Below are 26,877 nucleotides of genomic sequence, written 5' to 3'. Positions count from 1 at the left end.
GTGAAGGAATCGTGTTACGTCCCCAATTCGCTAGGCGGTCGCTTGCAGGTGGCGGGCGGCGGCGAGGAAGGCGGCGGGAGTGATGTCGTCCAGTTCCAGCAGCTGTGCGTGGTCGAACTGGACGAAATTGCGGTCGATCGAACGCAGGTAGGCCGGGTCGTAATGCTCGGCCAGCAGTTCCTCCACCAGCAGCTCCATCTGACCGGAATTGGCCAATTCGTGCCAGCGCTTGATCTTCTCGTGGCCGTGCAGGCTCACCAGGCAATCGAGTTGGGTGTTCAGGGTGGCCGGGTCTTGCGTGAAGTGGGCGTAGTCCTCCATCAGCAGCCGCACCCGGTTGGCGCGCGACAGCTGGAGCGAGATGCACGGCGCGGCGCGCATGGTGTCCATCAGCGCGGCCGGCACGCGCAGCTGGCCGACCTTCTTGCTTTCCGATTCCACGAACACGGGCCGGGCCGGATCGAACCTGCGCAGCCGTTCCCAGAGCATCGTTTCGAACGCTTTCTGGGTCGGCTGCGGTTGGCTGGGCAGGTTGCCCAGCACCGAGCCGCGGTGGGCGGCCAGTTGTTCCAGGTCCAGCACCTGCGCGCCGTCCGCGTGCAGCACTTCCAGCAAGCGGCTCTTGCCGCTGCCCGTGGTGCCGCAGATCACGCGGAACGACAGCGCCGGCGCCACTTCCAGCGCGCCGTTCACATAGTTGCGATACGCCTTGTAGCCGCCATCGAGCTGCACGACGGGCCAGCCTATCTTGGCCAGGATGTGGGCCATGGCGCCGCTTCGGTTGCCGCCGCGCCAGCAGTAGACCAGCGGCTTCCAATCGCGCGGCTTGTCGAGGAACTGGGTTTCGATGTGTTGCGCGATGTTGCGCGCCACCAGCGCCGCGCCCACTTTCTTGGCTTCGAAGGCGTTGACCTGCTTGTACATGGTGCCGACCTTGATGCGCTGTTCGTCGTCAAGCACCGGACAGTTGATGGCGCCGGGCAGGTGGTCGAGCGCGAATTCGGACGGGCTGCGCACGTCGATGAGGGTGTCAAACTGGTCCAGCCGGGGCAGTGCATCTTCAAAGCGCAGTAGTTCTGGGTACTTCATCGTGTTTTGATTATTTTCTGTAGAGAGGGCCAGATGTTGGCCAGGATGGTGGGATGGGCCTCGGCGGTCGGGTGCAGCCGGTCGGCCTGGAATAATTGGGGCTGGTCGGCCACGCCTTCGAGCATGAACGGCACCAGCGGCGCCTTGATCTCCTTGCTCAACGTGCCGTACATGGCGTAGAACTGATCGGCGTACTGGCGGCCGTAATTGGGCGGCATGCGCATGCCCACCAGCAGCACGCGGGCGTTGGCCGCGTGGGCGGCGGCGGCCATGGCGCGCAGGTTGGCTTCGGCGGCGGCCACCGGCAGGCCGCGCAAGCCGTCGTTGGCGCCCAGCTCGATCACGAGGACTGCGGGATGGTATTTCTCCAGCAGGGCCGGCAGGCGGGTGCGGCCGCCGCTGGTCGTCTCGCCGCTTACGCTGGCGTTGACGATGTCGGCGGCGATCTTCTGGTCCTTGAGCTTCTGCTCGGCCAGCGCCACCCAGCCGCTGCCCCGGCTCAGGCCATATTCGGCCGACAGGCTGTCGCCGAGCACGAGGATGGTTTTTGGTGCAGAATAGGCGCTCGCGGCGCAGCACAGCAGGAGCAGGGCGGCGAACGCCAGCCGGCTTGTCCGTCCCGTGTCACGACTTATTCTTACAAAATTCAGCATGCCCGATCTTCCCTCGACGCCTTCCATTCCATTGACTCCCGCCCCGGCCAACGCCGCCGCGGGGACGGCCGCCATCGAAGTGACGGGCCTGACCAAGCGCGTGGCGGACGCCGGCGGCGAGCTGACGATATTGCACCACGTGGATTTTACCGTGCAAAGTGGCGAAACGCTCGCTATTGTAGGCGCTTCCGGCTCGGGCAAGTCCACTTTGCTCGGTTTGCTGGCCGGCCTCGATACGCCCAGCGGCGGCAAGGTGCTGCTCGATGGCGTCGACATCTACGCGCTCGACGAGGATGGCCGCGCCGCGCTGCGCATGGCCAAGCTGGGTTTCGTGTTCCAGTCGTTCCAGTTGCTGCCCCATCTGACGGCGCTGGAGAACGTGATGCTGCCGCTGGAATTGCGCGGCGAGGCGGGCGCGCGCGACAAGGCCGAGGCCATGCTGCGCCGCGTGGGATTGGGCGAACGCCTGCGCCATTACCCCAAATATTTGTCGGGCGGTGAACAGCAACGCGTCGCGCTGGCGCGGGCCTTCGTCACGGAGCCGCCGCTGCTGCTGGCCGACGAACCCACGGGCAGCCTCGATGCGGCCACCGGCGACGCGGTGATCCGGCTGATGTTCGAGCTCAATCGCGAACATGGCTCGACGCTGGTGCTGGTCACGCACGACGCCACCATCGCGGCCCAATGCGGCCGCATCATCACGATCGCGGCGGGCCGGCTGGTGTGAAGCGCCTCAGCGCGCGTGCTGCTGCACCAGGCGGTTGAGGGCGGTGCGGATGGCGGGCACCAGTTCGCCGGCCGTCAGCCCGATCGGTCCCACGCCATCGTTGACCAGCACGTCGGCCGCCATGCCATGCAGCCAGACGGCGGCCAGTGCCGCCTCCCATTGCGGCCAGCCTTGCGCCAGCAGGCTGCCGCACAGGCCGGCCAGCACGTCGCCCGTGCCGGCGGTGGCCAGCGCGGGATTGCCGGTCGTGTTGATGACGGCGTCGCCGCCGGGCGCGGCGATCACGGTGCCCGAGCCCTTCAGTACCACCGTCGCCCGCAGCCGCGCCGCCAGCGTGCGCGCCGCCGTCACGCGGTCCGCCTGCACGGTGCCGATGGGGCGGCCCAGCAGGCGCGCGGCCTCCAGTGGATGGGGCGTGATGATGCAGCCGGCGGCGCGCTGCGCCATGGCCGCCTGCAGCAAGGCGTCGGCCGCCAGCAGGTTGAGGGCATCGGCATCGGCCACCAGCGCGCTGGCGCTGGCCACGGCGCGCGTGAGCAGATCCACCGACTGCGGCGCCGTGCCCAGGCCCGGGCCCAGCACCAGCACGGCGCCATCGAGGTCGAAACCGGCCGCCGCGCGGCACATCAATTCGGGCTGGCCGCTGTCGTAGGCGGGCGCATCGTCCGCGAACACGGCGAACACGCGGCCCGCGCCCGCGTGCAGCGCGCTGCGCGCGGCCAGGATGGGCGCGCCGGCCATGCCGCGCGCGCCGCCCACCACGGCCACGTTGCCATAACTGCCCTTGTGGCTGTTCTGCCGCCGCGCCTGCAATTTTCGCGCGAAGAAGCGCACGTCGTTCAGGTGCAGCCGCACGGCGGGGAACTGGCGCGGCTCCAGGTCCAGCGCGGCGACGCTGACCTGGCCCGCATGGTCGCGTCCATCGCAGGTATGCAAGCCAGGCTTGTCGCCGATGAAGGTGATGGTGTGCGTGGCGCGTATGGCCACGCCATCGGGGCCGACGATGGCGCCCGTGTCGGCATCGAGGCCGCTGGGAACGTCGAGCGCCAGCACCGGGCAGTGGAGGTTGTTGACCGTCTCGACCAGCGTGCGCAAGGCGCCGCTCACGGGCCGGGCCAGGCCGATGCCGAACAGGCCGTCGATCACCAGGTTCCAGTCCGTGTCGGCCAGCACGCTGCCGCCGATGTCGTTGAAGCTGGCGTCGCTGTTCTCGGCGCGGCGCTGGGCGGCGGCCCGTTCCGCAGATTGCGCGCCGGCGGGCGGGAAATGCAGCACGTCCACGTGCGCGCCCGAATAGGTCAGGTGCGCCGCCGCCTCCAGCGCGTCGCCGCCGTTGTTGCCTGGCCCGGCCAGCACCAGCACCCTGGCGTGGTTGGTGGAGAAGGGCAGCATGTCGAGCGCCGCGTTGGCCGTGGCCTGGCCGGCCCGCTGCATGAGGGTGCCGGCCGGCAGGGCCGCGGCGGCCTGCTGTTCGATGGCGCGGATCCCGGCGACGGAATAGAGTGGGTGCATAGACGTGTCCGATCAAGAGTGTGGAACGGCGGTTCCGTCCCGCGCGTCGTGCGCGGCGCGCGCTGGCGATTGATGTTCATTCAATTTTAGCATCGAATTAATCCGTTCAAGTGTGTCGCCCTGATGGCGGGCCACGCACTACAATATGCGCTTCTTGTTTCGCATTGAGGTTGGCATGGATTGGCAATTCTGGATAGATCGCGGCGGCACGTTCACGGACATCGTGGCGCGCCAGCCCGACGGGCGGCTACGCACGCACAAGCTGCTGTCGGAAAATCCGGAACAGTACCGCGACGCCGCCATCGCCGGCATCCGCCACCTGATGGGCCTGGGGCCGCGCACGGCCATCCCGGTGGCGCAGATCGAAGCGGTCAAGATGGGCACCACGGTGGCCACCAACGCGCTGCTCGAACGCAAGGGCGAGCCGACGGCGCTGGCCATCACGCGCGGCTTCGGCGACGCGCTGCGCATCGCCTACCAGAACCGTCCGCGCCTGTTCGCGCGCCACATCGTGCTGCCCGAGCTGCTCTACGGCCATGTGGTCGAAATCGACGAGCGCATGGGCGCGCACGGCGACGTGGTGCTGCCGCTCGACGAGCAGGGCGCCCGCGCCGGCCTGCAGGCGGCCTACGACCGGGGTTTGCGCGCGCTGGCCATCGTCTTCATGCACGGCTACCGCTACCACGACCATGAACAGCGCGTGGCGCGGATGGCGCGCGAGATCGGTTTCACCCAGGTGTCGGTGTCGCACGAGGTCAGTCCCATGATGAAACTGGTGGCGCGCGGCGACACGACGGTGGTCGACGCCTACCTGTCGCCCATCCTGCGCCGCTACGTGGAGCAGGTGGCCGGCGACCTGCCGGGCGTGAACCTGCAATTCATGCAATCGAACGGCGGCCTGACGGATGCGCGCGCGTTCCAGGGCAAGGACAGCATCCTGAGCGGCCCGGCCGGCGGCATCGTCGGCATGGTGCGCGCCAGCCGGCTGGCCGGTTTCGATCGCGTGATCGGCTTCGACATGGGCGGCACGTCCACCGACGTGTCCCATTACTCGGGCGAGTTCGAGCGCGTGTTCGAAACGCAGGTGGCCGGCGTGCGCATGCGCGCGCCCATGATGAGCATCCATACCGTGGCCGCCGGCGGCGGCTCCATCCTCCATTTCGACGGCAGCCGCTTGCGCGTGGGGCCCGACAGCGCGGGCGCCAACCCGGGCCCGGCCAGCTACCGGCGCGGCGGCCCGTTGGCCGTTACCGACTGCAACGTCATGCTGGGCAAGATCCAGCCCGCCCATTTCCCGCAGCTGTTCGGCGCCGACGGCAAGCAGGCGCTCGACGCCCAGGCCGTGCGCGCGCAGTTCACCGACATGGCCGCGCGCATCGCGGCGGCCACCGGCAAGCAGGCCACGCCGGAGCAGGTGGCCGAAGGCTTCATCGACATCGCGGTCGGCAACATGGCCAACGCCATCAAGCAGATCTCGGTGCAGCGCGGCCACGACGTGACCGAATACACGCTGACCAGCTTCGGCGGCGCCGGCGGCCAGCATGCCTGCCTGGTGGCCGATGCGCTGGGCATGAAGACGGTGTTCATCCATGCGCTGGCCGGCGTGATGTCCGCCTACGGCATGGGGCTGGCCGATCAGAGCGCGATGCGCGAAGCGGCGGTGGAGGAAAGGCTGGCGCACGACGGCGTCGCCGGCCTCGACGCGCGCCTGCGCGCGCTGGGCGAACAGGCGCGCGCGGAGCTGGAGCGCCAGGGTGTAGCGGCGCAGCGCATCACCCTGCTGCGCCGCGTGCACCTGCGTTACGAAGGCACCGATTCGGCGTTGATCGTGCTGTTCGATACGGCGGAAGCCATGCAGGCCCAGTTCGAGTCGGCCTACCGGAAGCGCTTCTCCTTCCTCATGCCGGGCAAGGCGCTGATCGTGGAGGCGGTGTCGGTGGAGGCCCTGGGCCGCTCGGATGCGCCGGCCGAAACGGTCACGCCGGCGCCACGGCGCGTGTCCGGCCTCACGCCGCAGGCGGTGGTGCGCATGTACAGCGGCGGCCAATGGCGCAACACCAAACTGTATCAGCGCACGGCGACGCGCATCGGCGACATCATCAAGGGCCCGGCCATCATCGCCGAGGCCAACGCCACCACGGTGGTGGAGCCGGGCTGGCAGGCCGAGGTCACGCCGAGCGACCACCTGGTGCTCACGCGCGTGGAAGCATTGCCGCAGCGACGCGCCATCGGCACCACGGCCGATCCGGTCATGCTGGAGATTTTCAACAACCTGTTCATGTCGATCGCCGAGCAGATGGGCCTGCGGCTGCAGAACACGGCCTACTCGGTCAACATCAAGGAGCGGCTCGACTTCAGCTGCGCGATCTTCGACGCCGACGGCAACCTGATCGCCAACGCGCCCCACATGCCGGTGCATCTGGGCTCCATGGGCGAGAGCATCAAGACCGTCATGCAGGCCAACGCGGGCCGCATGCGGGCGGGCGACGTCTACATGCTCAACGATCCCTACCACGGCGGCACCCATCTGCCCGACGTGACCGTGATCACGCCCGTGTTCGACGAGGCGGACGAGCATATCCTGTTCTACGTGGGCTCGCGCGGCCACCATGCCGACATCGGCGGCACCACGCCCGGTTCGATGCCGCCCGATTCGCGCAGCATCGAGGAGGAGGGCGTCCTGATCGACAACTTCAAACTGGTGGACGGCGCGGCCGGCGGCCAGTTGCGCGATGCCGAGGCGCGCGCGCTGCTGACCGGCGCCACCTGGCCGGCCCGCAATCCCGACCAGAACATGGCCGACCTGCGGGCCCAGGTGGCGGCCAACCAGAAAGGCGTGGACGAGCTGCGCAAGATGGTGGCGCACTTCGGCCTGGACGTGGTGCAGGCCTACATGGGCCACGTGCAGGACAACGCCGAGGAAGCCGTTCGGCGCGTGATCAGCGCGCTGCGCGACGGCAGCTACACGGTCGATCTGGACAACGGCGCCCGCATCCAGGTGGCGGTGCGCGTCGATCACGCCAGCCGCTGTGCGGAGATCGACTTCGCCGGCACGTCGGCCCAGCTTGAGAACAACTTCAACGCGCCGTCGGCGGTCTGCATGGCGGCCGTGCTGTACGTGTTCCGCACGCTGGTGGACGACGACATCCCGCTCAACGCCGGTTGCCTCAAGCCGCTCAAGGTGCTGATCCCGCCGGGCTCCATGCTCAATCCGCACTACCCGGCCTCGGTCGTGTCGGGCAACGTGGAGACGTCGACTTGCATCACCAACGCGCTGTATGGCGCGCTGGGCGTGATGGCGGCCGCGCAGGGCACGATGAACAATTTCACGTTCGGGAACGCGCGCTACCAGTACTACGAAACCATCAGCGGCGGTTCCGGCGCGGGGCCGGGCTTCGACGGCACCAGCGTGGTCCAGACCAATATGACCAACTCGCGGCTGACGGACCCGGAGATTCTTGAATTCCGCTTCCCGGTGCGCTTGGACAGTTACGCCATCCGTCATGGATCGGGTGGCGCGGGACGCTGGCACGGCGGCGATGGCGGGGTGCGCAAAGTGCGTTTCCTGGAGCCGATGACGGCCGCCATCCTGTCCAACAACCGCATCCACGCGCCGTTCGGCATGGCGGGCGGCGCGCCCGGCGCCGTGGGCCGCAACAGCGTGGTGCGGGCCGACGGCAGCGTGGAGCAACTGGGCCACATCGGCAAGACGGCGATGGCGGCCGGCGACGTGTTCGTGGTGGAGACGCCGGGCGGCGGCGGTTACGGCCGGCCGGAATAACGCCGGCGGCCGCGCGCCCGCGCCGTCAGGCCGTGGTGGAGATACCGTACTTGCGCTGCGTGGCCGTGTACTGGTTGAGCAGGATGGGCAGGGCCGGGTGGTTCGGGTCCAGCCTGCGGATGCGCTCGAGCAGATGGCTGCACTGCTCGGCCACGGGCGCTTCCCAGCCCAGGTCGTCCAGCTGCTTGAGCATGGCCGACGCGGCGGCCGGCAGCAGCGCCATGTTGGACGGCGCCTTGCGCAGCGCGCCATTGAGCGTGTCGATGGCGGCCCGCAGGTCGCCGTGGGCGCGCTTCTCGGCCGCGTCCAGCAGCAGGTCGTCGAGCTGGCGCGAGATGGTTTCGCCCACGCCGGTCGCCAGGTCGTGGCGGCCAGCCTTCTCGAACACGTTCACGGCGTCGTCCATCGAGATGCCGCTGTCCGTGTCGTTGGTCAGATCCACCATCAGCGAGGTGGCCTCGTTATCGAGCTTGTTTTTCAGGCAGCTGTGCACCAGACCTATCTTGAGGCCGTTGGACAGGCCGCGCGTCATGCTCATGGTGCGCACGGCGTTGCGCAATTCGGCGGCGGCCGCGATCGGATTGTCCATCAGTTCGGCCACCAGGCTGGCGGCCACCGAGCGGCACACTTCCGTGTTGGCGTTGCCGCGCAGGGAGCGCTCCAGGTCGCGGATCACGCCGCCCGCCTGGCTGGCATCGCCTTTCTTGACCAGGGTCTTGACCAGGTTGACGTGATCCTCGGGGTCGCGGAACTCCGAGTATTTCGCTTTCTGCACCACCTGTTTGAACGCCTTCTCGGCCACCATCACATCGCCCGCCTCGTACGCCACTTCGCCCAGGTGGCGCAGGCGGCGGACCATGTGCGGCGAAATGGCCACCGCATCCTCCAGGATGCGCTTGGCCATCACGTTCTGGCCCATGGCCTCGTGGGTCCGGGCCAGCAGGTCATAGGCCGCCATGAAGCGCGGGTTGTGGGCGATCAGATTGTCCAGCGTCTGCTGCGCTTCCTCGTATTTCTGCAGGCCGAACTGGCAGCGGGCCAGGCCCAGGTGGGCCCAGCCGATGGGGCGCGTCAGCAGGATGGTCTGGTAGATCAGCTCCGCCTCCTCCAGTTCGTTCAGGCGCAGGTGCAGCTCGGCGCGCAGGCGCGCGAACTCGATCGCATGGCGCGCGTGCTGGGCCTCGCATTCGAGGCAGGTGGTGATGGCCTTGCGGATGTTGCCCATGCCGATCAGCTGGTACACGGGCAGGAAGTAGGAGCGGCGCTCGACGGCGCGCGCGATGCGCTGTTGCAGCACGTCGACCGTGAAGGGCTTGAGCACGTAGTCGTTGGGCGTCAGCTCGGCCGCGCTGATCACTTTGCTGTACACGCCCTCGGACGTCAGCATGATGAAGATGGTCCACTGCGCGATCAGCTTGTGGTGGCGCAGGTCTTCCAGCAGCTGCTGGCCGTCCTGGCCGTTGTCGCCGGCGCCGCTGCCCAGGTCGTACTCGCACAGGATGACGTCGTAACTTTTCTTGTTCAACTGGCCGATGGCCGTGCCCGAGCTCACCGCCTCGTCGATGCGGGTGATGCCGGACTGGTTCAGCATGTTGCGCAGCGTGGCGCGCATGCCAGGGTTGGGGTCTACCAGCAGGACCGAAAGTTCAGCGTAATCTTGCATTTATCTACTTCCAAGCATGGCCTAGGAGGCCGAAGGTGAGGGAGAGGGGGGTGTTGTTGGCGGCCGCGCGGGCGGCATCGCGGCGGCGATATGGGCGCCGTGCTGCTTGCGCACGGCCACATACTGGGCCACCAGGCCGGGCAGCAGCGGATGTTCGGCATTGTGGTCGCGGATGCGGCGCAGCAGGGCCGTGCACTGGCCGAACAGGGGCGCGTCCCAGCCCAGGTCGGTCAGCTGGCGCAGCATGGCCGTGGTGGCGGCCGTCCACAGGCCGGTATGGTCGGGATTGCGCTGCAAGGCCAGGCGCAGCACCTCGACCGCGCCCCGCAGGTCGCCCTGGCGGCTCTTCTCGGCCGCCTGGCGCACCATCGCGTCCACGGCCGAATCGAGGCGGGCGTGGTGCTGCTTGACCAGCTCCGGGCGTTCGGCCTGTTCGTAGATGGCCAGCACCTGCGATTCGCTCACGCCGCTGTTCGGATCGGCCGTCAGTTCCGCGAACAGCGCATTGGCCTGTTCGTCCATGCGGTTGACGAGGCAGCTGTGGGCCAGCCCCAGCTTCACGTTGCTCGACATGCCGGTCGCCTCGGACAGCTTGTCCATGGCCTTGGCCAGTTCGCCGGCCGCGCCGGCCGCGTCGCCCTTCAGCTCCAGCACCATGGCCGCGGCGTAGGCCCGGCACACCTCCGTGCTGGCACTGCTGCGCAGCGAACGCTCAAGGTCGCGCACGACGGCGCCGGCGGCCGTCGCGTCGCCCTTTTTGACCAGTGCGCGCACCAGGTTGACGTGGTCGGCCGGGTCGCGGAATTCCGAATGGCGGGCCTTGGCCACCACCTGCTTGTAGGCTTGCTCGGCGCCGGCCACGTCGCCCACGGCCAGCGACACATCGCCCAGATGGCGCAGGCGGCGCACCATGTGGGGCGAGATGGCGACCGCGTCCTGCAGCACCTGCTTCGCCGCCTCGTCGTCGCCGTGCACGCGCAGGCACTGGGCCAGCAGATCGTAAGCGGCCATGAACTTGGGGTTGGCCTCCACCAGCGCCTCCAGCAGCGCGCGGGCCTCGGCGTGCCGCCCAAGGTGGGACAGGCAGCGCGCCTGCCCCAGCTGCGCCCAGCCCAGCGGCTTGGATTGGACGATGGCGGCGTATACTTGTTCCGCCTCGGCGTGCCGGTCCAGGCTCGCCAGCAGCTCGGCCCGCAGCCGAGCGTAGTCGGTCGCGTAGCGCGGCTGGCTGGCTTCGGCCGCCAGGCAGGCGGCCAGCGCCTCGCGCGCCTTGCCCTGGCCTATCATCTGGTACACGGGCAGGAAGTTGGCGCGCCGCTCCAGCGCGCGCCCGATGCGCTGCGACAGCACGTCGACCGTGAACGGCTTGAGGATGTAATCGGTGGGCAGCAGTTCGGCCGCGCTCACCACCTTGCTGTACACGCCTTCGGCCGTGAGCATGATGAAGATGGCCCACTGGCTGATCATGCGGTGGTGGCGCAGGTCCTCCAGCAGTTGCTGGCCGTCCTGGCCCGCGTTCTCGGCGCTGCCGCCGAGGTCGTACTCGCACAGGATCACGTCATACGATTTGATGCCCAGCTGGCGGATGGCGGTGGCCGAACCGACGGCATGATCGACCTTGGTGATGTTCACCTGGGTCAGCATATTGTGCAGACTGGCGCGCATGCCCTGGTTGGGATCGACGATCAGGACCGACAGGTTGCTATAGTCTGGCATGGTGGACTTTCGTGGGCCGGGCCGCGGGGGCGGTGAGTCCTTATCGGCAGGCGTCAGCAAAATTTGAAACAAGCATACCCCAAGCCCGGGGAAAATTGCAGCGCAGGGCCGTGTTTCCCGCGCGGCAAGCCCGATTTTCAGCCCGAATCGGCAAAAAATGTTGCTTTGACAGCAGCTTTTCCGCCGAATAAGGGCTGTGGGGACAGGGGCGAAAGCGGTATAATGCGCGCAAAGCAAATCTTGCAGCACCGCACACGGAACCATCCGACCCCATTCGACTCTTTCTTAATCCCCATCGCCCAACCATGTTGATTCTGCCGGGTTCCAACGCCCTGTCCGCATTCCGTAGCCAACGCCTGTTAAACCAACTGCAATCGGTGCTGCCCGCCGTGGCCGCAGTGCAGGCCCGATATGTCCACTTCATCGACGCCGCCGCGCCCCTGTCGGCCGACGACAGCAGCCGCCTCGGCGCGCTGCTGACCTATGGCGAGCCGGCCCATGCCGAACACGCCGAGGGCGCCGTCGAGGAATTCTTCGTCATCCCCCGTTTCGGCACGATCTCGCCGTGGGCCTCGAAGGCCACCGACATCGTCCACAACTGCGGCATGGCGCACATCAAGCGCGTGGAGCGTGGCGTGGCCTACCGGATCAACCTGAAGGCCGGCTTCCTGGGCACCGGCATCGGCGCCGCCAAGAAGCTGTCGGAATCGGAAGCGCAGGCCGTGGCCGCGCTGCTGCACGACCGCATGACCGAATCGGTGCTGCGTCATCCGGACCAGGCCTCCGCGCTGTTCAGCACGCTCGAAGCGCGTCCGCTGGAGACGGTCGATGTGCTGGGCGCCGGCAAGCAGGCGCTGGAGAAGGCCAACACGGACCTCGGCCTGGCCATGTCGGACGACGAGATCGAGTACCTGGACGCCGCCTTCACCAAGGCCGGCCGCAACCCGACCGACGTGGAACTGATGATGTTCGCGCAGGCCAACAGCGAACACTGCCGCCACAAGATCTTCAACGCCGACTGGACCATCGACGGCGTGGCGCAGGACAAGTCGCTGTTCCAGATGATCAAGAACACCCACCTGTTGCAGCCCAAGGGCACCATCGTGGCCTACAGCGACAACTCGTCCATCATGGCCGGCGCGGAGGTGCAGCGCTTCTTCCCGCGCGGCGAGCAGCATGAATATGCCGCCTCGACCGAGCTAACCCACACCCTGATGAAGGTGGAGACCCACAACCACCCGACCGCCATTTCGCCGTTCCCCGGCGCCTCCACGGGCGCGGGCGGCGAGATCCGCGACGAGGGCGCGACCGGCCGCGGCGCCAAGCCCAAGGCCGGCCTGACCGGCTTCACCGTGTCCAACCTGATGCTGCCGGGCGCCGTGCAGGCGTGGGAAAACGCGGCCAGCGTGACGGCCGCCGCGCCCCACCACGACAGCGCCGGAGTCTACGGCAAACCGGACCGCATCGCCTCGCCGCTGCAGATCATGATCGAAGGCCCGCTGGGCGGCGCCGCGTTCAGCAATGAATTCGGCCGTCCGGTGCTGGGCGGTTACTTCCGCACCTACGAACAGAACATCGGCCGCCAGTTCGCCGGCGCCAGCGACACCGTGTACGGCTACCACAAGCCCATCATGATCGCCGGCGGCATCGGCAACATCTCGGCCCGCCACACGCACAAGGACGACATCCCGGTCGGCAGCCTGCTGATCCAGCTGGGCGGACCCGGCATGCGCATCGGCATGGGCGGCTCGGCCGCCTCGTCGATGGCCACCGGCACCAACACGGCCGACCTGGACTTCGACTCGGTCCAGCGCGGCAACCCGGAAATGGAACGCCGCGCCCAGGAAGTGATCAACGGTTGCTGGCAGATGGGTGAGGCCAACCCCATCATCTCGATCCACGACGTGGGCGCCGGCGGCCTGTCGAACGCCTTCCCGGAAATCACCAACGACGCCAAGCGCGGCGCCATCTTCGACCTGCGCAAGATCCCGCTGGAAGAAAGCGGCATGGCGCCCAAGGAAATCTGGTCCAACGAATCGCAGGAACGTTACGTGCTGGCCATCGCGCCGGACAACCTGCCCGCGTTCCAGGCCCTGTGCGAGCGCGAGCGCTGCCTGTTCGCCGTGGTCGGCGTGGCCACCGAGGAGCGCCAGCTCAAGCTGGTCGATCCTGAACTGGGCAACAACCCCGTCGACATGCCGATGGACGTCCTGCTGGGCAAACCGCCCAAGATGCAGCGCGACGTGCACCACGTGCAGAACGATTTCCCCGCCATCGACCTGACCGGCATGGACCTGGAGGAAGCGGCCAAGCGCGTGCTGCTGCTGCCGACCGTGGGCGACAAGTCGTTCCTGATCACCATCGGCGACCGCACCGTGGGCGGCATGAGCGTGCGCGACCAGATGGTCGGCCCATGGCAGGTGCCGGTGGCCGATTGCGCCGTCACCGCCATGAGCTTCGACGGTTACGTCGGCGAAGCCATGGCGATGGGCGAGCGCACCCCGCTGGCCGTGATCGACGCGCCGGCCTCGGGCCGCATGGCCGTCGGCGAGGCGATCACCAACATCGCCGCCGCCGCCATCGGCGACATTTCCGACATCAAGCTGTCGGCCAACTGGATGGCTGCCTGCGGCCAGCCCGGCCAGGACGCTGCCCTGTACGACACCGTGAAGGCGGTCGGCATGGAACTGTGCCCGGCGCTGGGCATCAGCATCCCGGTCGGCAAGGACTCGCTGTCGATGCGCACCACCTGGCGCGACGAGCAGGAAACGTCGAAGGCCGTGACCAGCCCCGTGTCGCTGATCGTGTCGGCCTTCGCGCCCGTGCACGACGTGCGCAAGTCGCTCACGCCGCAGATCAAGACCGATGCGGGCGACACGTCCATCATCCTGATCGACCTGGGCCGCGGCAAGAACCGCCTGGGCGCGTCGGCGCTGTCGCTGGTCATGGGCCAGCTGGGCAACGAGACGCCGGACGTGGACAGCGCGGAAGACCTGAAAGGCTTCTTCGCCGCCATCCAGCAACTGAACAATGAAGGCAAGCTGCTGGCCTACCACGACCGTTCGGACGGCGGCCTGTACGCCACGCTGGCCGAGATGGCCTTCGCCGGCCGCGCCGGCCTGTCGATCAACCTCGACATCCTGACGCTGGAGCAGGGCCACGGCGCCGACCAGGGCGACGCCAAGAACTGGGCCGGCCAGATCGCCGAGCGCCGCAACGAGCAAACCATCCGCGCGCTGTTCGCGGAGGAGCTGGGCGCCGTGATCCAGGTGCGCGCCGACGAGCGCTCGCAGGTGATGGACGTGCTGCGCGCGTTCAACCTCGGCGCCTGCAGCCACATCATCGGCAAACCGAACGACCGTGGCGTGGTCGAATTCACGCGCGACGCCAAGACCATCTACAGCCAGCCGCGCGCCGCGCTGCACCGCCTGTGGAGCGAAACGAGCTGGCGCATCGCGCGCCTGCGCGACAACCCGGCCTGCGCCGACGCCGAATACGACCGCATCCTGGATGAAACCGATCCCGGCATGACGCCCAAGATCACCTTCGACCTGGCCGACAACGTGGCCGCGCCATTCCTGGCCACCGGCGTGCGTCCGCGCGTGGCGATCCTGCGCGAGCAGGGCGTGAACTCGCACATCGAGACGGCGTATGTGATGCACCAGGCCGGCTTCACGGCCGTGGACGTGCATATGAGCGACCTGATCGCCGGGCGCGTCAAGCTCGACGACTTCCAGGGCATCATCGCCGTCGGCGGCTTCTCGTACGGCGACGTGCTGGGCGCCGGCGAGGGCTGGGCCAAGACCATCCTGTTCAACGCCGCCTTGTCGGACCAGTTCGCCCGCTTCTTCCAGCGCACCGACAGCTTCGGCCTCGGCGTGTGCAATGGCTGCCAGATGATGAGCAACCTCAAGTCCATCATCCCCGGCGCCCACGCCTGGCCCAAGTTCACCACCAACAAGTCGGAGAAGTTCGAAGCGCGCTTCTCGATGGTGGAAGTGCTCGATTCGCCGTCGATCTTCTTCAGCGGCATGGCCGGCACCCAGACCGCCATCGCCATCGCCCACGGCGAAGGCTATGCGGACTTCAGCCAGACCGGCAACATCAACGAAGCCGTGGCCGCCATGCGTTTCATCGACAACCGTGGCGCCGCCACCGAAGCGTATCCATACAACCCGAACGGTTCGCCGCAGGGCTTGACGTCGGTGACGACGGCCGACGGCCGCTTCACGGTGATGATGCCGCACGCCGAGCGCGTGTTCCGCACCGTCCAGCAATCGTGGCACCCGGAAGCATGGGGCGAGGATTCGCCTTGGATGCGCATGTTCCGCAACGCCCGCAAGTTCGTCGGCTAAGCGATAGTACCAATGAGAACGGCCCCGTTTCGGCGACGAAACGGGGCCGTTTTTACTTCAGCGAGCTCAGATCCAGTGCAGCACGCCCGCGAACAGGCCCAGTCCGCCGGCCACGGTGGCGCCCAGTCCGCCAACGACGGCCATCTGGCGCTTGCGCGAACGCATGTCGTGCACGAGGTAGGCGACCACGAAGAACGGCATGTAGCCGACCAGCCAGATCAGCCACGGCGCGCCCGCGTTCCAGCCCGACCATTCCCAGGTCAGCGCGCCAATGTGGTTGAGCCATAATTCCACGCCCACGCACAGCACCGAGTTCACGGCGGCGATCACCCAGCGGTTGTTGATGCCGAGGATCTTCGCGTCGGGGTCGGACGGCAGCATGCGCACCGCGTACAGGCCCATGATGGCGAACATGAAGGTGATCTCCACGTTGAGGCCGATCAGGATCACGTAGGCGGAACCGCCGGGCGTGCCCCAGGCGGGGGCGAATCCCGAAAAATGGAACAGCAGGCCGTTCCAGATCTCGTTGATCCAATCCATCAGCCAGAAGGACAGTCCGGCCAGCACCACGTTCCAGCGGCGCGCGGCGGCCTGCTCGCCGTAAGCCTGCACCACCAGCAACAGCAGGGGAATCACATACCACTGGAAATGGGTGGCGTTGCGCACCAGCGCTTGTGCCTGGGCGGCGGAATCTGCGATCATGCTTGTTGTCTCCTTTTTATGAAAACTGGGATTGTAGATACCGGGGCGTGCGCTGGCTTGACAGCGCAGGTCATCTTTTTTGACAATTCAGGCCATGTCCGACCATCTTCGCCTTCCACCTATCGTCGCCATCGGGCTGACGGGCAGCGTGCCCGGCGCCTATGTCCGGCTGCTGTTCGACTATCTGGCGCGGCAGGGTGCGGATCCGGCTGACGTCCTGGGCGAGACGCCGCCGCCACCGGAGGCGACGCCGCCGTCCTATCCGGCCCTGCGCTGGGCAGGCATGCTGGCGGCCGCCGCGCGGCAATTGCGCGACCCCGCGTTGGGCCTGCATGTGGGCGCCACCATCACGCCCGCCCACCTGGGGCCGCTCGGCTATGTGCTGCTGGCGTCGCAGTCGGTGCTGGCGGCGTTGCAGCGCTATCTGCGCTACCAGCGGCTGGTGCACGACGTGAGTCCCGTGCGCACCTGTCAGGCCGAGGACAGGCTGATCCTGGAATGGAGCGATGAGTCGCGCCATATCGGCTTGCTGGCCAACCAGTGCGGACTGGCTGCGCTGGTCCAGTTCGCGCGCGACATCACGGGCAGCGCGATCGATCCGGTGGCCATCCATTTCGTCGAACCGGCGCCGGCCGACGTGGCGCCGTACGCGGCGCTGTTCCGTTGCCCGGTCCTGTTCGGGCAGGAGGCCACCCGGGTCTGTTTCCCCAAGCACCTGCTGGACTTGCCGCTGCGCCGCGCCGATCCGGCCCTGGTGGCGATGCTGGAACGGCAAGTGCAGGCCAGCCTGGACGCCTTGCCGGGCCCGGACCACATGCTGCAAGCGGTGCGGCGTTGCATTTCCAGTCACTTGCTCGACGGCGAAGCCATGCTCGATCAGGTGGCGCAGGAACTGCACGTGTCTGGCCGGACGCTGCGGCGCTGGCTACAGGCGCGCGGCTGGAATTTCAGGCGTCTGCTCGAAGACACGCGGCGCCGCCTGGCCGAGCATTATCTGCGCGATACCCCGTTGTCGCTGCCCGAAGTGGCATTGCTTTTGGGCTATTCGGAGCAAAGCGCGTTCAATCGCGCTTTCCTTCAATGGTCGGGCATGACGCCACGGCGCTGGCGTCTGGCGGCCCGCAAGGCGGCCTAGACCTGCCCGACAACTGCGTCACGCTTGCCGCAGGTGTTTGTTCGCTTCGCGATAGCTGAGTGGCGCGAGATGGCTCTTGTGGATTCGCAGGAAATCCCGCACGGCCTCGGGATCATGGCGGGCGTAGTCCCGCAATGCCCAGCCGATCGCTTTTTGGATGAAGAATTCCCGTTCCGGCGCCAGCGTGCATGCATCGTTGAACAGGCGCTCGCGATCGGTCCGGCCGCGCCAGCCCAATTGATGCAGCATGGCAATTCGCCGCAGCCACATATTCGGGCTCGTCAAAGCGTCATCCATGCCGTCGTGCCGGCCGGCCAATATATCCGCGATGATGGATGTCAATCCATCGACCGTATCCCACCAGGATTTATCCTGCGCCAACAGGAGCAGGTCCGGAATATGCTCGACTCCCAATTCCTTATGCCTTAAAGCCAGCATATCGAGCGCCGCGTACTGATATTCACGTTCTGGCAGCGTCCATAATTGTTTCGCCAGCGCGATTAAACATGCGGCGCCACTCCCTTTTAAATCCCTGAAAATAGGATGCAGTAATCGGCGCCGGACCGGCGTGGGAATGCCCAGAAAGACGAACTGATTGCGCATATACGCGCGCATCGGCCCGGCGCGCGACGCCTGGGCGTTCGCTTCCAGTATTTTTCGAATCTCATCCAACAAAGACGTGACCATGGTGTGCTTTTAATCGCGTGACGGGTAGGGCAGTGTATCCGGCCATACGGCGAAAGCACAGGTGAACAGTGCGGCCGCGCAGCCGGTACCGACCCTCGTGCTCATTTCTGGTCTTTACATGCCAGGAACTGGCACGGGTACTGCTATGCGGCGGGGCTGGGCGCTAGGTCCGACGACGCAGTCCAACTTCTCATACAGCATCGGGCAGTCCATTCCAACAACTCATACGCGGCCGCGCCACGCTCCTCACGCGGCCCAATTTTCCCTATATATATCAATAACTTAGCGGCGGTTCGCACCTTGCCATCGTCAGGCACGCCGATTGCTATTACCTCCACCAGACCAGGAAGCTGGTCGCCCTCGACAACAACGGAGCAGGCCCAAGACGCCCGCTCCAATCCTTAGGCTGGAGGAACGCAATGAAGAAACAACGCCCGTTGACCATCTATATCCTGATCGCGATGGTGCTCGGCATTCTGGTGGGTTATGCCTGCCACGAGACATTCCCTGATCAGAAAATCACCACCGATATCGCTGCCCATATTTCGATTGCGACGGATGTATTTTTGCGGTTAATCAAAATGATTATCTCGCTGCTGGTGTTCTCCACGCTGACGATCGGTATCGCCCATATGGGTGACGGCAAAGCGGCCGGTCGTATTGGCGCCAAAGCGATGTGCTGGTTCGTTACCGCCTCGCTGGTTTCGCTCACGCTGGGCATGCTGCTGTCGAATTTCCTGCAATTGGGCGCCCACCTGGGCTTGCCATTGCCGGCGGCTGACGCTTCCACCGGCCTGAAAACGGCGGCATTCACGCTCAAAGACTTCGTGGCGCACATGGTGCCCAAGTCGCCGATCGAAGCGATGGCCAACAATGAAATCCTGCAAGTGCTGGTATTCGCCATCTTCTTCGGCAGCGCGCTGGGCGCCATGGGCGACGCCGGCCGCAAACTGACGGCCGTGATCGATCAACTGGCGCAGGTCATGCTGCGCATCACGGGCAGCATCATGAAACTGGCGCCACTGGCCGTGTTCGCGGCCATGGCGTCCGTCGTGACCACCAACGGCCTGGCCATCCTGGCCACCTTCGCCAAATTCATGGGTGGTTTCTATCTGGGCATGTTCTGCCTGTGGGTATTGCTGATCGCCGGGGGCTTCGCCTTCATCGGTCGTCGCGTGTTCACCCTGATCGGCCTGATCCGCGAACCGTTCCTGCTGGCTTTCTCGACCGCCAGCTCGGAAGCCGCCTATCCCAAGCTGCTTGATGCGCTCGATAAATTCGGCGTGCAACGCAAGATCTCCAGCTTCGTTCTCCCCATGGGCTATTCGTTCAATCTGGACGGCTCGATGATGTACTGCACCTTCGCCGTGCTATTCATTTCCCAGGCTTATGGCATTGACCTGTCCATCGGCACCCAGATCACGATGCTGCTGCTGTTGATGCTGACCTCCAAGGGCATGGCCGGCGTGCCGCGCGCGTCGCTGGTGGTGATCGCCGCCACCCTCAACCAGTTCCACATCCCGGAAGCAGGTCTGTTGCTGCTGATGGGCATTGACCAGTTCCTCGACATGGGCCGTTCCGCCACCAACGCGGTCGGCAACGCGGTCGCAACCGCCGTCGTCGCCAAGTGGGAAGGCGCATTGCATGACCCGCAAGAAGACGGCGACCTGAATGTCGCCACCGCACAACTGCGCGCATAACAACTACATCACTTTTCTGGAGACCACTATGAAAGCAGCAATCAAATCGGCAACCCTGAGCGTTCTGGCCCTCGGCATGGCATCGGGCGCCGCCATGGCGCAATCGAACGTCACCGTCTATGGCGTGGCGGACGCGGGCCTGGCGCTGGAGCGCGGCGGCCCGGCCGGCAGCGTGAGCAAGGTCACCAGCGGCATCGCCTCGGGTTCCCGCCTCGGCTTCAAGGGTACGGAAGACCTGGGCGGCGGCCTGGCGGCCAACTTTGTCCTGGAAAATGGCTTCGGCATCGACACCGGCGCGGCGGGGCAGGGCGGCCTGCTGTTCGGCCGCCAGGCATGGGCCGGCCTGTCCGGACATTTCGGCGCGGTGGCCCTGGGGCGCCAGTACTCGCCCATGTATAAGACGTTGCGCGATGTTGCCGATCCTTTCTGCGACGGCCTGGCTGGCGCGATCACCAATGTCTTCGTCGGCAGCACCCGCGTCGATAACATGGTGAGCTACGCGTCGCCCAAATTGGCGGGCTGGTCGGCGGAGCTGGCCTATGGCGCCGGCGAAGTGGCCGGCAACGCCTCGGCCAACCGCAGCCTCGGCGCCAGCGCGACCTACGGCAACGGTCCGCTGACCGTGGTGCTGGTCCACCACCAGCACGAAGACCTCACCGCCACCGCGCATAGCCGCAACACCCTGCTGACCGCCCGCTATATGTTCAATAACGGCGTGACCGGGCATGTTGCGCACGCCGTCAACCGCGACCTGGCGGGCAACGAAAGCAAGGACACCTTGCTGGGTGGCACGGTGCGCATTGCCGCCAGCAAGTTCATCGCCTCGGTGATCTACCATCAGGACGACTCGGCGGCCAACCGTGACGCGCGCCAGTACGCCGTGGGCTATGTTTACTCCCTGTCCAAGCGCACGGACCTGTATACTGCCTACGGTCACGTCAACAATCGCAATGGCGCCAGTTTCAAGATTGGCAATGCCACCGATAGCGGTTCGGGTAGCACGGGCGTCAATCTGGGCATGCGCCACGTCTTCTGAAGCCGGGACGGCGGTTTCCCGCCAGCGGCGCCGCGCATGATCCATGTCGCACCCAGTGATTGTGCGCTGCGCCGCCCCGGAAATTGAAGAAAGCACCATGCCCCAAACCGCCACCACCGAACCGGGTCACACCCATCAAATCAGGCAGCAACGTTGGACGGGCCGTGTCGTGGCCGGGTGGAGCGTCGTCGTCGCGGCGGGGCTGCTGCTCGCCGCGATCGCTTATGTGTGGGCGGAACGGATCACCACCGAGCGTTTGCGGGTGGGCGCGGCGCAGCGGCTGGACGTGTATGCCGGCAGTCTGGAAAACCTGCTCGGCAAGTATGACTTTCTGCCCGGCACGCTGGAATTGAGTGACGATGTTGTCGATTTGCTGCTGAAGCCGGAAGATCCGGCTTTGCAGCGGGCCGTCAATCAACACTTGGAGCGCCTGAATGTGCAGGCCGGCTCCACCAGCATCTATGTCAGCGACTTGCGCGGTATTACGCTTGCGGCCAGTAACTGGCGCGAACCCAGCAGCTTCGTTGGCGATAATGTCGCGTTCCGCCCTTATGTGCGCAACGCTTTGCGCGGCAAACCGGCCGGTTTTTACGGCGTGGGCACGACTTTCCTGGAGCCCGGCTATTTCTTCGCCCACGGCATATTCCGCAACGGCCGCATGCTCGGGGTGGCGACCGTCAAAGTCAATATCGAGAAGCTGGAAAAGACCTGGATCCAGGGTGCCGACAAGGTGTTGCTGAGCGACGAGCACGGCGTGATTTTTCTGACGTCGGTACCCGTGTGGAAATACACCACGCTGGCGCCATTGTCCGCCGAGGTGCGGCGCGAGCTGGCCGCCACGCGCCAGTATTTCTCCCATGCGCTCACGCCGCTCGATATCCGCTACGAGCCGACCCGTGATGATGGCGTCCAGTACGCGACCATACGCGCTTCCGCGACCGAAGGCGGGGTCGACAGGCCGCGCCGGATGCTGAGCCAGCGTTTGTCGCTGGGGCCCCGTCACTGGCAGTTCATCTACCTGTCGGACCTGAGTCCGGCCCGCTCCAACGCGCAGACGGCCTTCTTTCTGGCCTGCCTGTTGCAGGCTTTCCTGATCGTTCTGTACCTGTATGTGCGCCAGCGGCGCCGCAGCCTGCGGCTCAAACTGAAGGCCAAGGAAGACTTGCAGCACGCCTATGACAACCTGGAACTGATGGTCGCGGAACGCACCTATAACCTGAAGCAGATGACGCGCAGCCTGAGCGACGAGATCGCCGTGCGGCAATGGGCCGAGGACAAGTTGCGCGTGACCCAGAATGAATTGGTGCAGGCCGGGAAGATGGCGGTGCTCGGGCAGATGTCGGCCGGCATCACGCACGAACTGAATCAGCCATTGACGGCCTTGCGCACGATGTCCGACAACGCGGCCGTGTTGCTCGACCGCGGCCGGATCGAGGACGCCAAGGCCAACCTGGGCATCATCTCCCAGATCGTCGGACAAATGGGCACGATCACCGGACAATTGAAAGCATTCTCGCGCAAGTCCGCCACCAACCTTGTGCCGGTGGCGATCCAGCCGGCCGTGGCCAACGCCTTGTTCCTCGTGGAGCGGCGGCTGCAACAGGAGGGCGTGGCATTCCACCTGAACGTGCGCCATGACGACGCCTATGCCCTGTGCGAAGGCAACCGGCTGGAGCAGGTGCTGGTCAACCTGTTCAACAACGCGCTGGACGCCATGGCGGGCGTGGACAACCGCCAATTGACCGTCGGCATAGAGCGCCAGGGCAACCGCGTGTTGATCCGTGTGACCGACACGGGACCGGGCATACCGGAGGACGTGCGTGCCCACTTGTTTGAACCGTTCTTCACCACCAAGGAGCAGGGCGCCGGACTGGGTCTGGGCCTTGCCATTTCCGAGCAGATCGTGGTGGAGTTCGGTGGTATATTGAGGGCCGATCGGGCGCCCGGTGGCGGCGCGGAATTTACGATTGATTTGCCTATTTCGGAGCAGGGAGCGTTACATGGTTGAGGGGTTGCAGGGGGTGCCGGGGTTGCAGGTCTTGCTGGTGGAGGATGACGCGACCGTGCGCGCCGGGAGCGTGCAAGCCTTGCAGCTCGCCGGCCTGGAGGTGCAGGGGTTCGCCTCCGCGGAGCCGGCATTGAAGGCGTTGACGCCGCACTTTCCCGGCATCGTCGTGACCGACGTCAAATTGCCGGGCATGAGCGGGTTGGAATTGTTGACCGCCGCCAAGGCCATCGACGCGGAATTGCCCGTCATCCTGGTGACGGGCCACGGCGACATCAACATGGCCGTGCAGGCGATGCGCGACGGCGCCTATGACTTCATCGCCAAACCCTATTCATCGGAGCAACTGGTCGAGGTGGCGCAGCGCGCACTGGCCACGCGCGGCCTGATGCTCGAAGTGCACAGCCTGCGGCGCAAACTGGCGCAGAGCACGGGGATAGAAGCGATGCTGCTGGGCGAGTCGCCGGCCATGCGCGAATTGCGCCGCCTGATCGCGGACCTGGCCGACGAGCCGGCCGACGTGCTGGTGTTCGGCGAAACGGGGACGGGCAAGGAAATGGTGGCGCGCAGCCTGCACCAGCACAGCATCCGCAGCAAGCACCATTTCGTCGCCATCAATTGCGGGGCGATACCGGAGAATATCTTCGAAAGCGAGGTGTTCGGCCACGAACCGGGCGCGTTCACGGGGGCGGCCAAACGCCAGATCGGCAAGATCGAACACGCCGACGGCGGCTCGCTGTTCCTGGACGAGGTGGAAAGCCTGCCGCTGGCCATGCAAGTGAAGTTGCTGCGCGTGCTGCAGGAGCGCTACGTCGAACGGCTGGGCTCGAACCAGCCGGTGCCGGTCGACGTGCGCATCATCGCCGCCACCAAGGTCGATCTGAAGGAGCTGTCGGATCAGCAAAAATTCCGCAGCGACCTGTACTACCGCCTCAACCTGATCGTGCTCCATCTGCCGCCGCTGCGCGAGCGGCGCGAAGACATCCCGCTGTTGTTCGAACACTTCGTGCTGGGTGCGGCCGCGCGTTACAAGCGCGAGGTGCCCGTCATGCCCGGCGCGCTGATGCAACGTCTGATGGCCCATACCTGGCCTGGCAATGTGCGCGAATTGCGCAATATCGCGGATCGTTTCGTGCTCGGGCTGTCGAGCGGCACGGATGGCTTGCTGGCGGCGTCGGCGGCCGCGCCGATGGCCTTGCCCGAGCAGGTCAGTCGTTTTGAACGCGCGCTGATCGAGCAGGAACTGCGCCATTTCGCCGGGAACGTCGCCGAAGCGTGCGTGACCCTGGGCCTGCCCAAGCAGACGCTGTACCACAAGATGCAGAAGTACAATCTGGTGGCCGACGACTTCAAATAACGCGCGGCAATAAAAAAAGCGCTTCACGGGGAAGCGCTTCTTTCGCAGGGCACAGATCCGGAATGATTACTGGATCTTGGCCTTCTTCAACAGCTCGTCGCGGTAGGCGGCGATCTTACGTTGTTGCAGCGATTCCGCCACCTGGCCTTTGACTTCTTCCAGTGCCGGCAGTTTCACGGCGCGCGAATCTTCGAGCTTGATCACGTGGTAGCCGAATTCCGTCTTGACGGGGGTTTCGGTGTACTGGCCGTTTTTCAGGGCCACCATCGCGTCGGCGAAAGGCTTGACCAGCTTGGCAGGGGTCATCCAGCCCAGGTCGCCGCCGTTGTTGGCCGAACCGTCCTTCGACACTTTGGCCAGTTCTTCGAACTTGCCGCCCGCTTTCAGCTTGGCGATGATGTCTTTGGCTTCCGCCTCGGTGCCGACCAGGATGTGGCGCGAGTGGTATTCCTTCTCGCCCATGGCAGCCTTGTACTTGTCGTACTCGGCCTTGATGTCGGCGTCCTTGACCGGATTCTTCTTCACATAGTCGGCCAGCATGGCATTGATGATGATGCTCTGGCGGGCGTTCTCGATGGCGGCCTTGACGTCGGCATGGGTGCCGAAGCCTTGCTTGTCGGCTTCCTGGATCAGCACTTCACGGCCGATCAGGTCTTTCTTGATGGCTTCGCGCAGTTGCGGCGAATCCGTTTGCTGGCCCTGGGCAACCACTTGCTTGACGATCTGGTCGATGCGCGACGCGGGGATGGCCTTGCCGTTGACGGTGGCGGCGTTCTGCGCGAATACCGGAGCTGCAACTACAGCGATCATTGCTAACAACAGGCGTGCTGGCTTCAAAATCATTATCAAATCCTATAAAAAAACAAGAGATCGCGCCTGGCGGACAGTGCGCATTGTTGAACGCAGAACTAAAAACGGCGCCCAGTGGGCGCCGGTGACGACTATATTACTGAATCTTTGCTTTCTTGACCATTTCTTCTTGGTAAGCTTGCAGTTTCTTCTGGGTCAGCGCTTCCGCGATCTGCGGTTTCACTTCTTCCAGGGTAGGCAGCTTGGCGGGACGGATGTCGTCGACCTTGATCACGTGGAAGCCGTTCGGGGTTTGCACAGGTTTGTCGGTGAACTGGCCTTTTTGCAGGTTGACGAAGGCTTCCGAGAACGCTGGCGGGAACGACGACGGGGTCGCCCAGTCCAGATCGCCGCCGGTCGAGGCCGAGCCCGTGTCCTTCGATGCCTTGGCCAGGTCTTCGAACTTGCCGCCAGCCTTCAGCTTGGCGATCACGTCGTTCGCTTCGGCTTCGGTGCCCAGCAGGATGTGGCGCACATGGTATTCCTTGTCGCCGGCCTGCTTGGTGAAGCGGTCGTATTCGGCCTTGATGTCGGCGTCCGACACGGGGTGCTTCTTGACGAAGTCGCCAACCAGGGCGTTGATGATGATGGCCTGGCGCGCATTCTCCAGCTGTTGCTTGACGTTCGGATCCTTGGCGAAGCCTTGCTTTTCCGCTTCCTGCATCATGACTTCACGGCCGATCAGGTCTTTCTTGATCAGTTCACGCAGTTGCGGGGAATCTTGCCGCTGGCCTTGCGCGACCACTTGCTTGACGACGGCGTCAACGCGCGAAGTAGGGATGGCCTTGCCATTGACGACAGCAATGTTTTGAGCAAAAGCGGGTACGGCGGCAACGGCGAGAAGTGCAATCAGCAAACGGGCTGGCTTGAAAGTCATTATTAATTCCTGTAAAGGGAAAGTTTAAGCTAAAAATTGTTGGTTCAGGTTAGACCGTCATTGTGTCGTCATGTTCCAAGACTATTCTGTGTCTGCCCTAAACCTTGCGCTACATCATACTTCGGATGGTGCCAGTGCGGTAATGGCCAATGCATGAATTTCTTTATGCATCATATCGTGCACGGAATCATACACGAGTCGATGTCGCATGACGAGTTTGATCCCTTCGAATCGATCGGAAACAATGCGCACCGTGTAATGGCCGCCACCGGAGGCGGCGCCGGCGTGGCCGGCGTGCAAGGCGGACTCGTCGCCGATGTCAATTTCCAGCGGCGTCAATGCCGCTTGCAGGCGGGTGCGGATCTTGTCCAGGCGTGGGTCGCTCATGCTTCATCCTTCATATGTTTCGACAGATATACGGTTTGGCCCACGATAAACACGAACATGATGGACGTGGAGCCGAATGCTTTGAAACTGACCCAGGCGCCGGTATCCCCCTTGAACAGGACGAAGGCGACGAACAGGTTCAGGAATCCCATAGCCGCGAAGAAACAAATCCACGCGAGGTTAATGCGGTTCCAGATCACATCGGGCAAATGAATGATGTGTTCCATGGATTTACGCATCAGGTTCTTTTTGAAAGCCAGTTGCGACACCAGCAGCCCGATGGCGAAACACCAATAAACGATGGTCAGCTTCCATTTGATGAAGTTGTCGTCATGGAAGTAGATGGTCAGGCCGCCAAAGAAGATAAACATGAACAGCGATAACCACAGCACGAAATCGACTTTCCGGCCACGCAGTTTGATATAGGCGATCTGGCCCATGGTGGCGAGGATGCCGACCAGGGTGGCGATGATGATCGGCGATTGCGACGCCGTGACCACGCCGCCGGACACCAGCGCGCTCAGGTGGGTGTTGATGAAGTCTTGCGCCGCGTCGGCATGGATGCCGGCCAGTTTGTAGGCGGCGAAGAACGCCAGCAGCGGCAGGAAGTCGAACAGGAATTTCATGGTTTTGTCGTGGGTGGCGG

The 26,877-nt window shown here is 65.1% G+C and carries 19 protein-coding genes; 8 read left to right on the top strand and 11 right to left on the bottom strand.

Features of this window, described 5'->3' with window-relative positions; genetic code table 11:
* Positions 1 to 30: 30 nt before the first annotated feature.
* Both mnmH and AC1RQG_RS18385 read right to left on the bottom strand, forming a co-directional pair.
* Positions 31 to 1,089, bottom strand: coding sequence for a tRNA 2-selenouridine(34) synthase MnmH (gene mnmH / locus AC1RQG_RS18390; protein ID WP_493133439.1), 1,059 nt, complete (start codon positions 1,087 to 1,089; stop codon positions 31 to 33).
* Positions 1,086 to 1,742 (bottom strand): arylesterase, encoded by a 657-nt coding sequence (locus AC1RQG_RS18385; protein WP_493133438.1) that lies wholly within the window; start codon positions 1,740 to 1,742, stop codon positions 1,086 to 1,088. Before AC1RQG_RS18385 ends, mnmH begins: the two co-directional genes overlap by 4 nt.
* Here AC1RQG_RS18385 and AC1RQG_RS18380 point away from each other — a divergent pair.
* Entirely contained in the window at positions 1,741 to 2,469 is a 729-nt protein-coding gene (locus AC1RQG_RS18380) for an ABC transporter ATP-binding protein (RefSeq protein ID WP_493133437.1), read from the top strand. The genes AC1RQG_RS18385 and AC1RQG_RS18380 overlap by 2 nt on opposite strands.
* Positions 2,470 to 2,475: 6 nt before the next feature.
* On the opposite strand, the gene AC1RQG_RS18375 is transcribed toward AC1RQG_RS18380, so the two are convergent.
* The gene (locus AC1RQG_RS18375) at positions 2,476 to 3,981 is read right to left on the bottom strand and encodes an NAD(P)H-hydrate dehydratase (protein ID WP_493133436.1); all 1,506 of its coding nucleotides are present in this window, start codon (positions 3,979 to 3,981) and stop codon (positions 2,476 to 2,478) included.
* A gap of 175 nt (positions 3,982 to 4,156) precedes the next feature.
* Here AC1RQG_RS18375 and AC1RQG_RS18370 point away from each other — a divergent pair, with 175 nt between their 5' ends.
* Positions 4,157 to 7,762, top strand: a complete 3,606-nt coding sequence (locus AC1RQG_RS18370) for a hydantoinase B/oxoprolinase family protein (RefSeq protein WP_493133435.1) — start codon at positions 4,157 to 4,159, stop codon at positions 7,760 to 7,762.
* A 25-nt stretch (positions 7,763 to 7,787) separates the two neighbouring features.
* Here AC1RQG_RS18370 and AC1RQG_RS18365 read toward each other — a convergent pair whose 3' ends face one another.
* Positions 7,788 to 9,425, bottom strand: a complete 1,638-nt coding sequence (locus AC1RQG_RS18365; protein WP_493133434.1) for a response regulator — start codon at positions 9,423 to 9,425, stop codon at positions 7,788 to 7,790.
* Between the two features lie 21 nt (positions 9,426 to 9,446).
* Positions 9,447 to 11,141 carry a response regulator gene (locus AC1RQG_RS18360; protein ID WP_493133433.1) on the bottom strand — a complete coding sequence of 565 codons (1,695 nt, stop codon included), beginning with the start codon at positions 11,139 to 11,141 and terminating at the stop codon, positions 9,447 to 9,449.
* Positions 11,142 to 11,446: 305 nt separating this feature from the next.
* Here AC1RQG_RS18360 and purL point away from each other — a divergent pair, with 305 nt between their 5' ends.
* Complete coding sequence (gene purL / locus AC1RQG_RS18355) at positions 11,447 to 15,496, top strand: phosphoribosylformylglycinamidine synthase (protein WP_493133432.1); 4,050 nt, start codon at positions 11,447 to 11,449, stop codon at positions 15,494 to 15,496.
* Between the two features lie 66 nt (positions 15,497 to 15,562).
* Here the strand turns inward: purL and AC1RQG_RS18350 are convergent, their stop codons facing one another.
* Positions 15,563 to 16,198, bottom strand: coding sequence for a hypothetical protein (locus AC1RQG_RS18350; protein ID WP_493133431.1), 636 nt, complete (start codon positions 16,196 to 16,198; stop codon positions 15,563 to 15,565).
* A gap of 94 nt (positions 16,199 to 16,292) precedes the next feature.
* Between AC1RQG_RS18350 and AC1RQG_RS18345 the strand changes: the two genes are divergently transcribed.
* Positions 16,293 to 17,333, top strand: coding sequence for an AraC family transcriptional regulator (locus tag AC1RQG_RS18345; RefSeq protein WP_493133430.1), 1,041 nt, complete (start codon positions 16,293 to 16,295; stop codon positions 17,331 to 17,333).
* An 18-nt stretch (positions 17,334 to 17,351) separates the two neighbouring features.
* Here the strand turns inward: AC1RQG_RS18345 and AC1RQG_RS18340 are convergent, their stop codons facing one another.
* Positions 17,352 to 18,020 (bottom strand): DNA alkylation repair protein, encoded by a 669-nt coding sequence (locus AC1RQG_RS18340; protein ID WP_493133429.1) that lies wholly within the window; start codon positions 18,018 to 18,020, stop codon positions 17,352 to 17,354.
* 419 nt (positions 18,021 to 18,439) lie between these two features.
* On the opposite strand from AC1RQG_RS18340, the gene AC1RQG_RS18335 reads away from it, so the two are divergent.
* The 4 genes from AC1RQG_RS18335 to AC1RQG_RS18320 all read left to right on the top strand — a co-directional run bounded on the left by AC1RQG_RS18335 (position 18,440) and on the right by AC1RQG_RS18320 (position 24,118).
* Complete coding sequence (locus tag AC1RQG_RS18335) at positions 18,440 to 19,720, top strand: dicarboxylate/amino acid:cation symporter (protein ID WP_493133428.1); 1,281 nt, start codon at positions 18,440 to 18,442, stop codon at positions 19,718 to 19,720.
* A gap of 40 nt (positions 19,721 to 19,760) precedes the next feature.
* Entirely contained in the window at positions 19,761 to 20,756 is a 996-nt protein-coding gene (locus AC1RQG_RS18330) for a porin (protein WP_493133467.1), read from the top strand.
* A gap of 97 nt (positions 20,757 to 20,853) precedes the next feature.
* Positions 20,854 to 22,764, top strand: a complete 1,911-nt coding sequence (locus AC1RQG_RS18325; protein ID WP_493133427.1) for a sensor histidine kinase — start codon at positions 20,854 to 20,856, stop codon at positions 22,762 to 22,764.
* Positions 22,757 to 24,118 (top strand): sigma-54-dependent transcriptional regulator, encoded by a 1,362-nt coding sequence (locus AC1RQG_RS18320; RefSeq protein WP_493133426.1) that lies wholly within the window; start codon positions 22,757 to 22,759, stop codon positions 24,116 to 24,118. Before AC1RQG_RS18325 ends, AC1RQG_RS18320 begins: the two co-directional genes overlap by 8 nt.
* Positions 24,119 to 24,184: 66 nt before the next feature.
* On the opposite strand, the gene AC1RQG_RS18315 is transcribed toward AC1RQG_RS18320, so the two are convergent.
* From AC1RQG_RS18315 to AC1RQG_RS18300, 4 genes are all read right to left on the bottom strand, one after another.
* Complete coding sequence (locus AC1RQG_RS18315) at positions 24,185 to 24,961, bottom strand: peptidylprolyl isomerase (protein WP_493133425.1); 777 nt, start codon at positions 24,959 to 24,961, stop codon at positions 24,185 to 24,187.
* Positions 24,962 to 25,064: 103 nt separating this feature from the next.
* Positions 25,065 to 25,844, bottom strand: a complete 780-nt coding sequence (locus tag AC1RQG_RS18310; protein WP_493133424.1) for a peptidylprolyl isomerase — start codon at positions 25,842 to 25,844, stop codon at positions 25,065 to 25,067.
* A 114-nt stretch (positions 25,845 to 25,958) separates the two neighbouring features.
* On the bottom strand, positions 25,959 to 26,231 hold the full coding sequence (locus tag AC1RQG_RS18305) for a BolA family protein (RefSeq protein ID WP_493133423.1): 273 nt from the start codon (positions 26,229 to 26,231) through the stop codon (positions 25,959 to 25,961).
* Positions 26,228 to 26,857, bottom strand: coding sequence for a septation protein A (locus AC1RQG_RS18300; protein ID WP_493133422.1), 630 nt, complete (start codon positions 26,855 to 26,857; stop codon positions 26,228 to 26,230). The genes AC1RQG_RS18305 and AC1RQG_RS18300 overlap by 4 nt, the downstream gene beginning before the upstream one ends.
* Positions 26,858 to 26,877: the final 20 nt, after the last annotated feature.

This window comes from Rugamonas sp. GW822-FHT03B10 (assembly GCF_058801745.1).
This window is presented reverse-complemented; position numbering and strand designations above follow the sequence as displayed.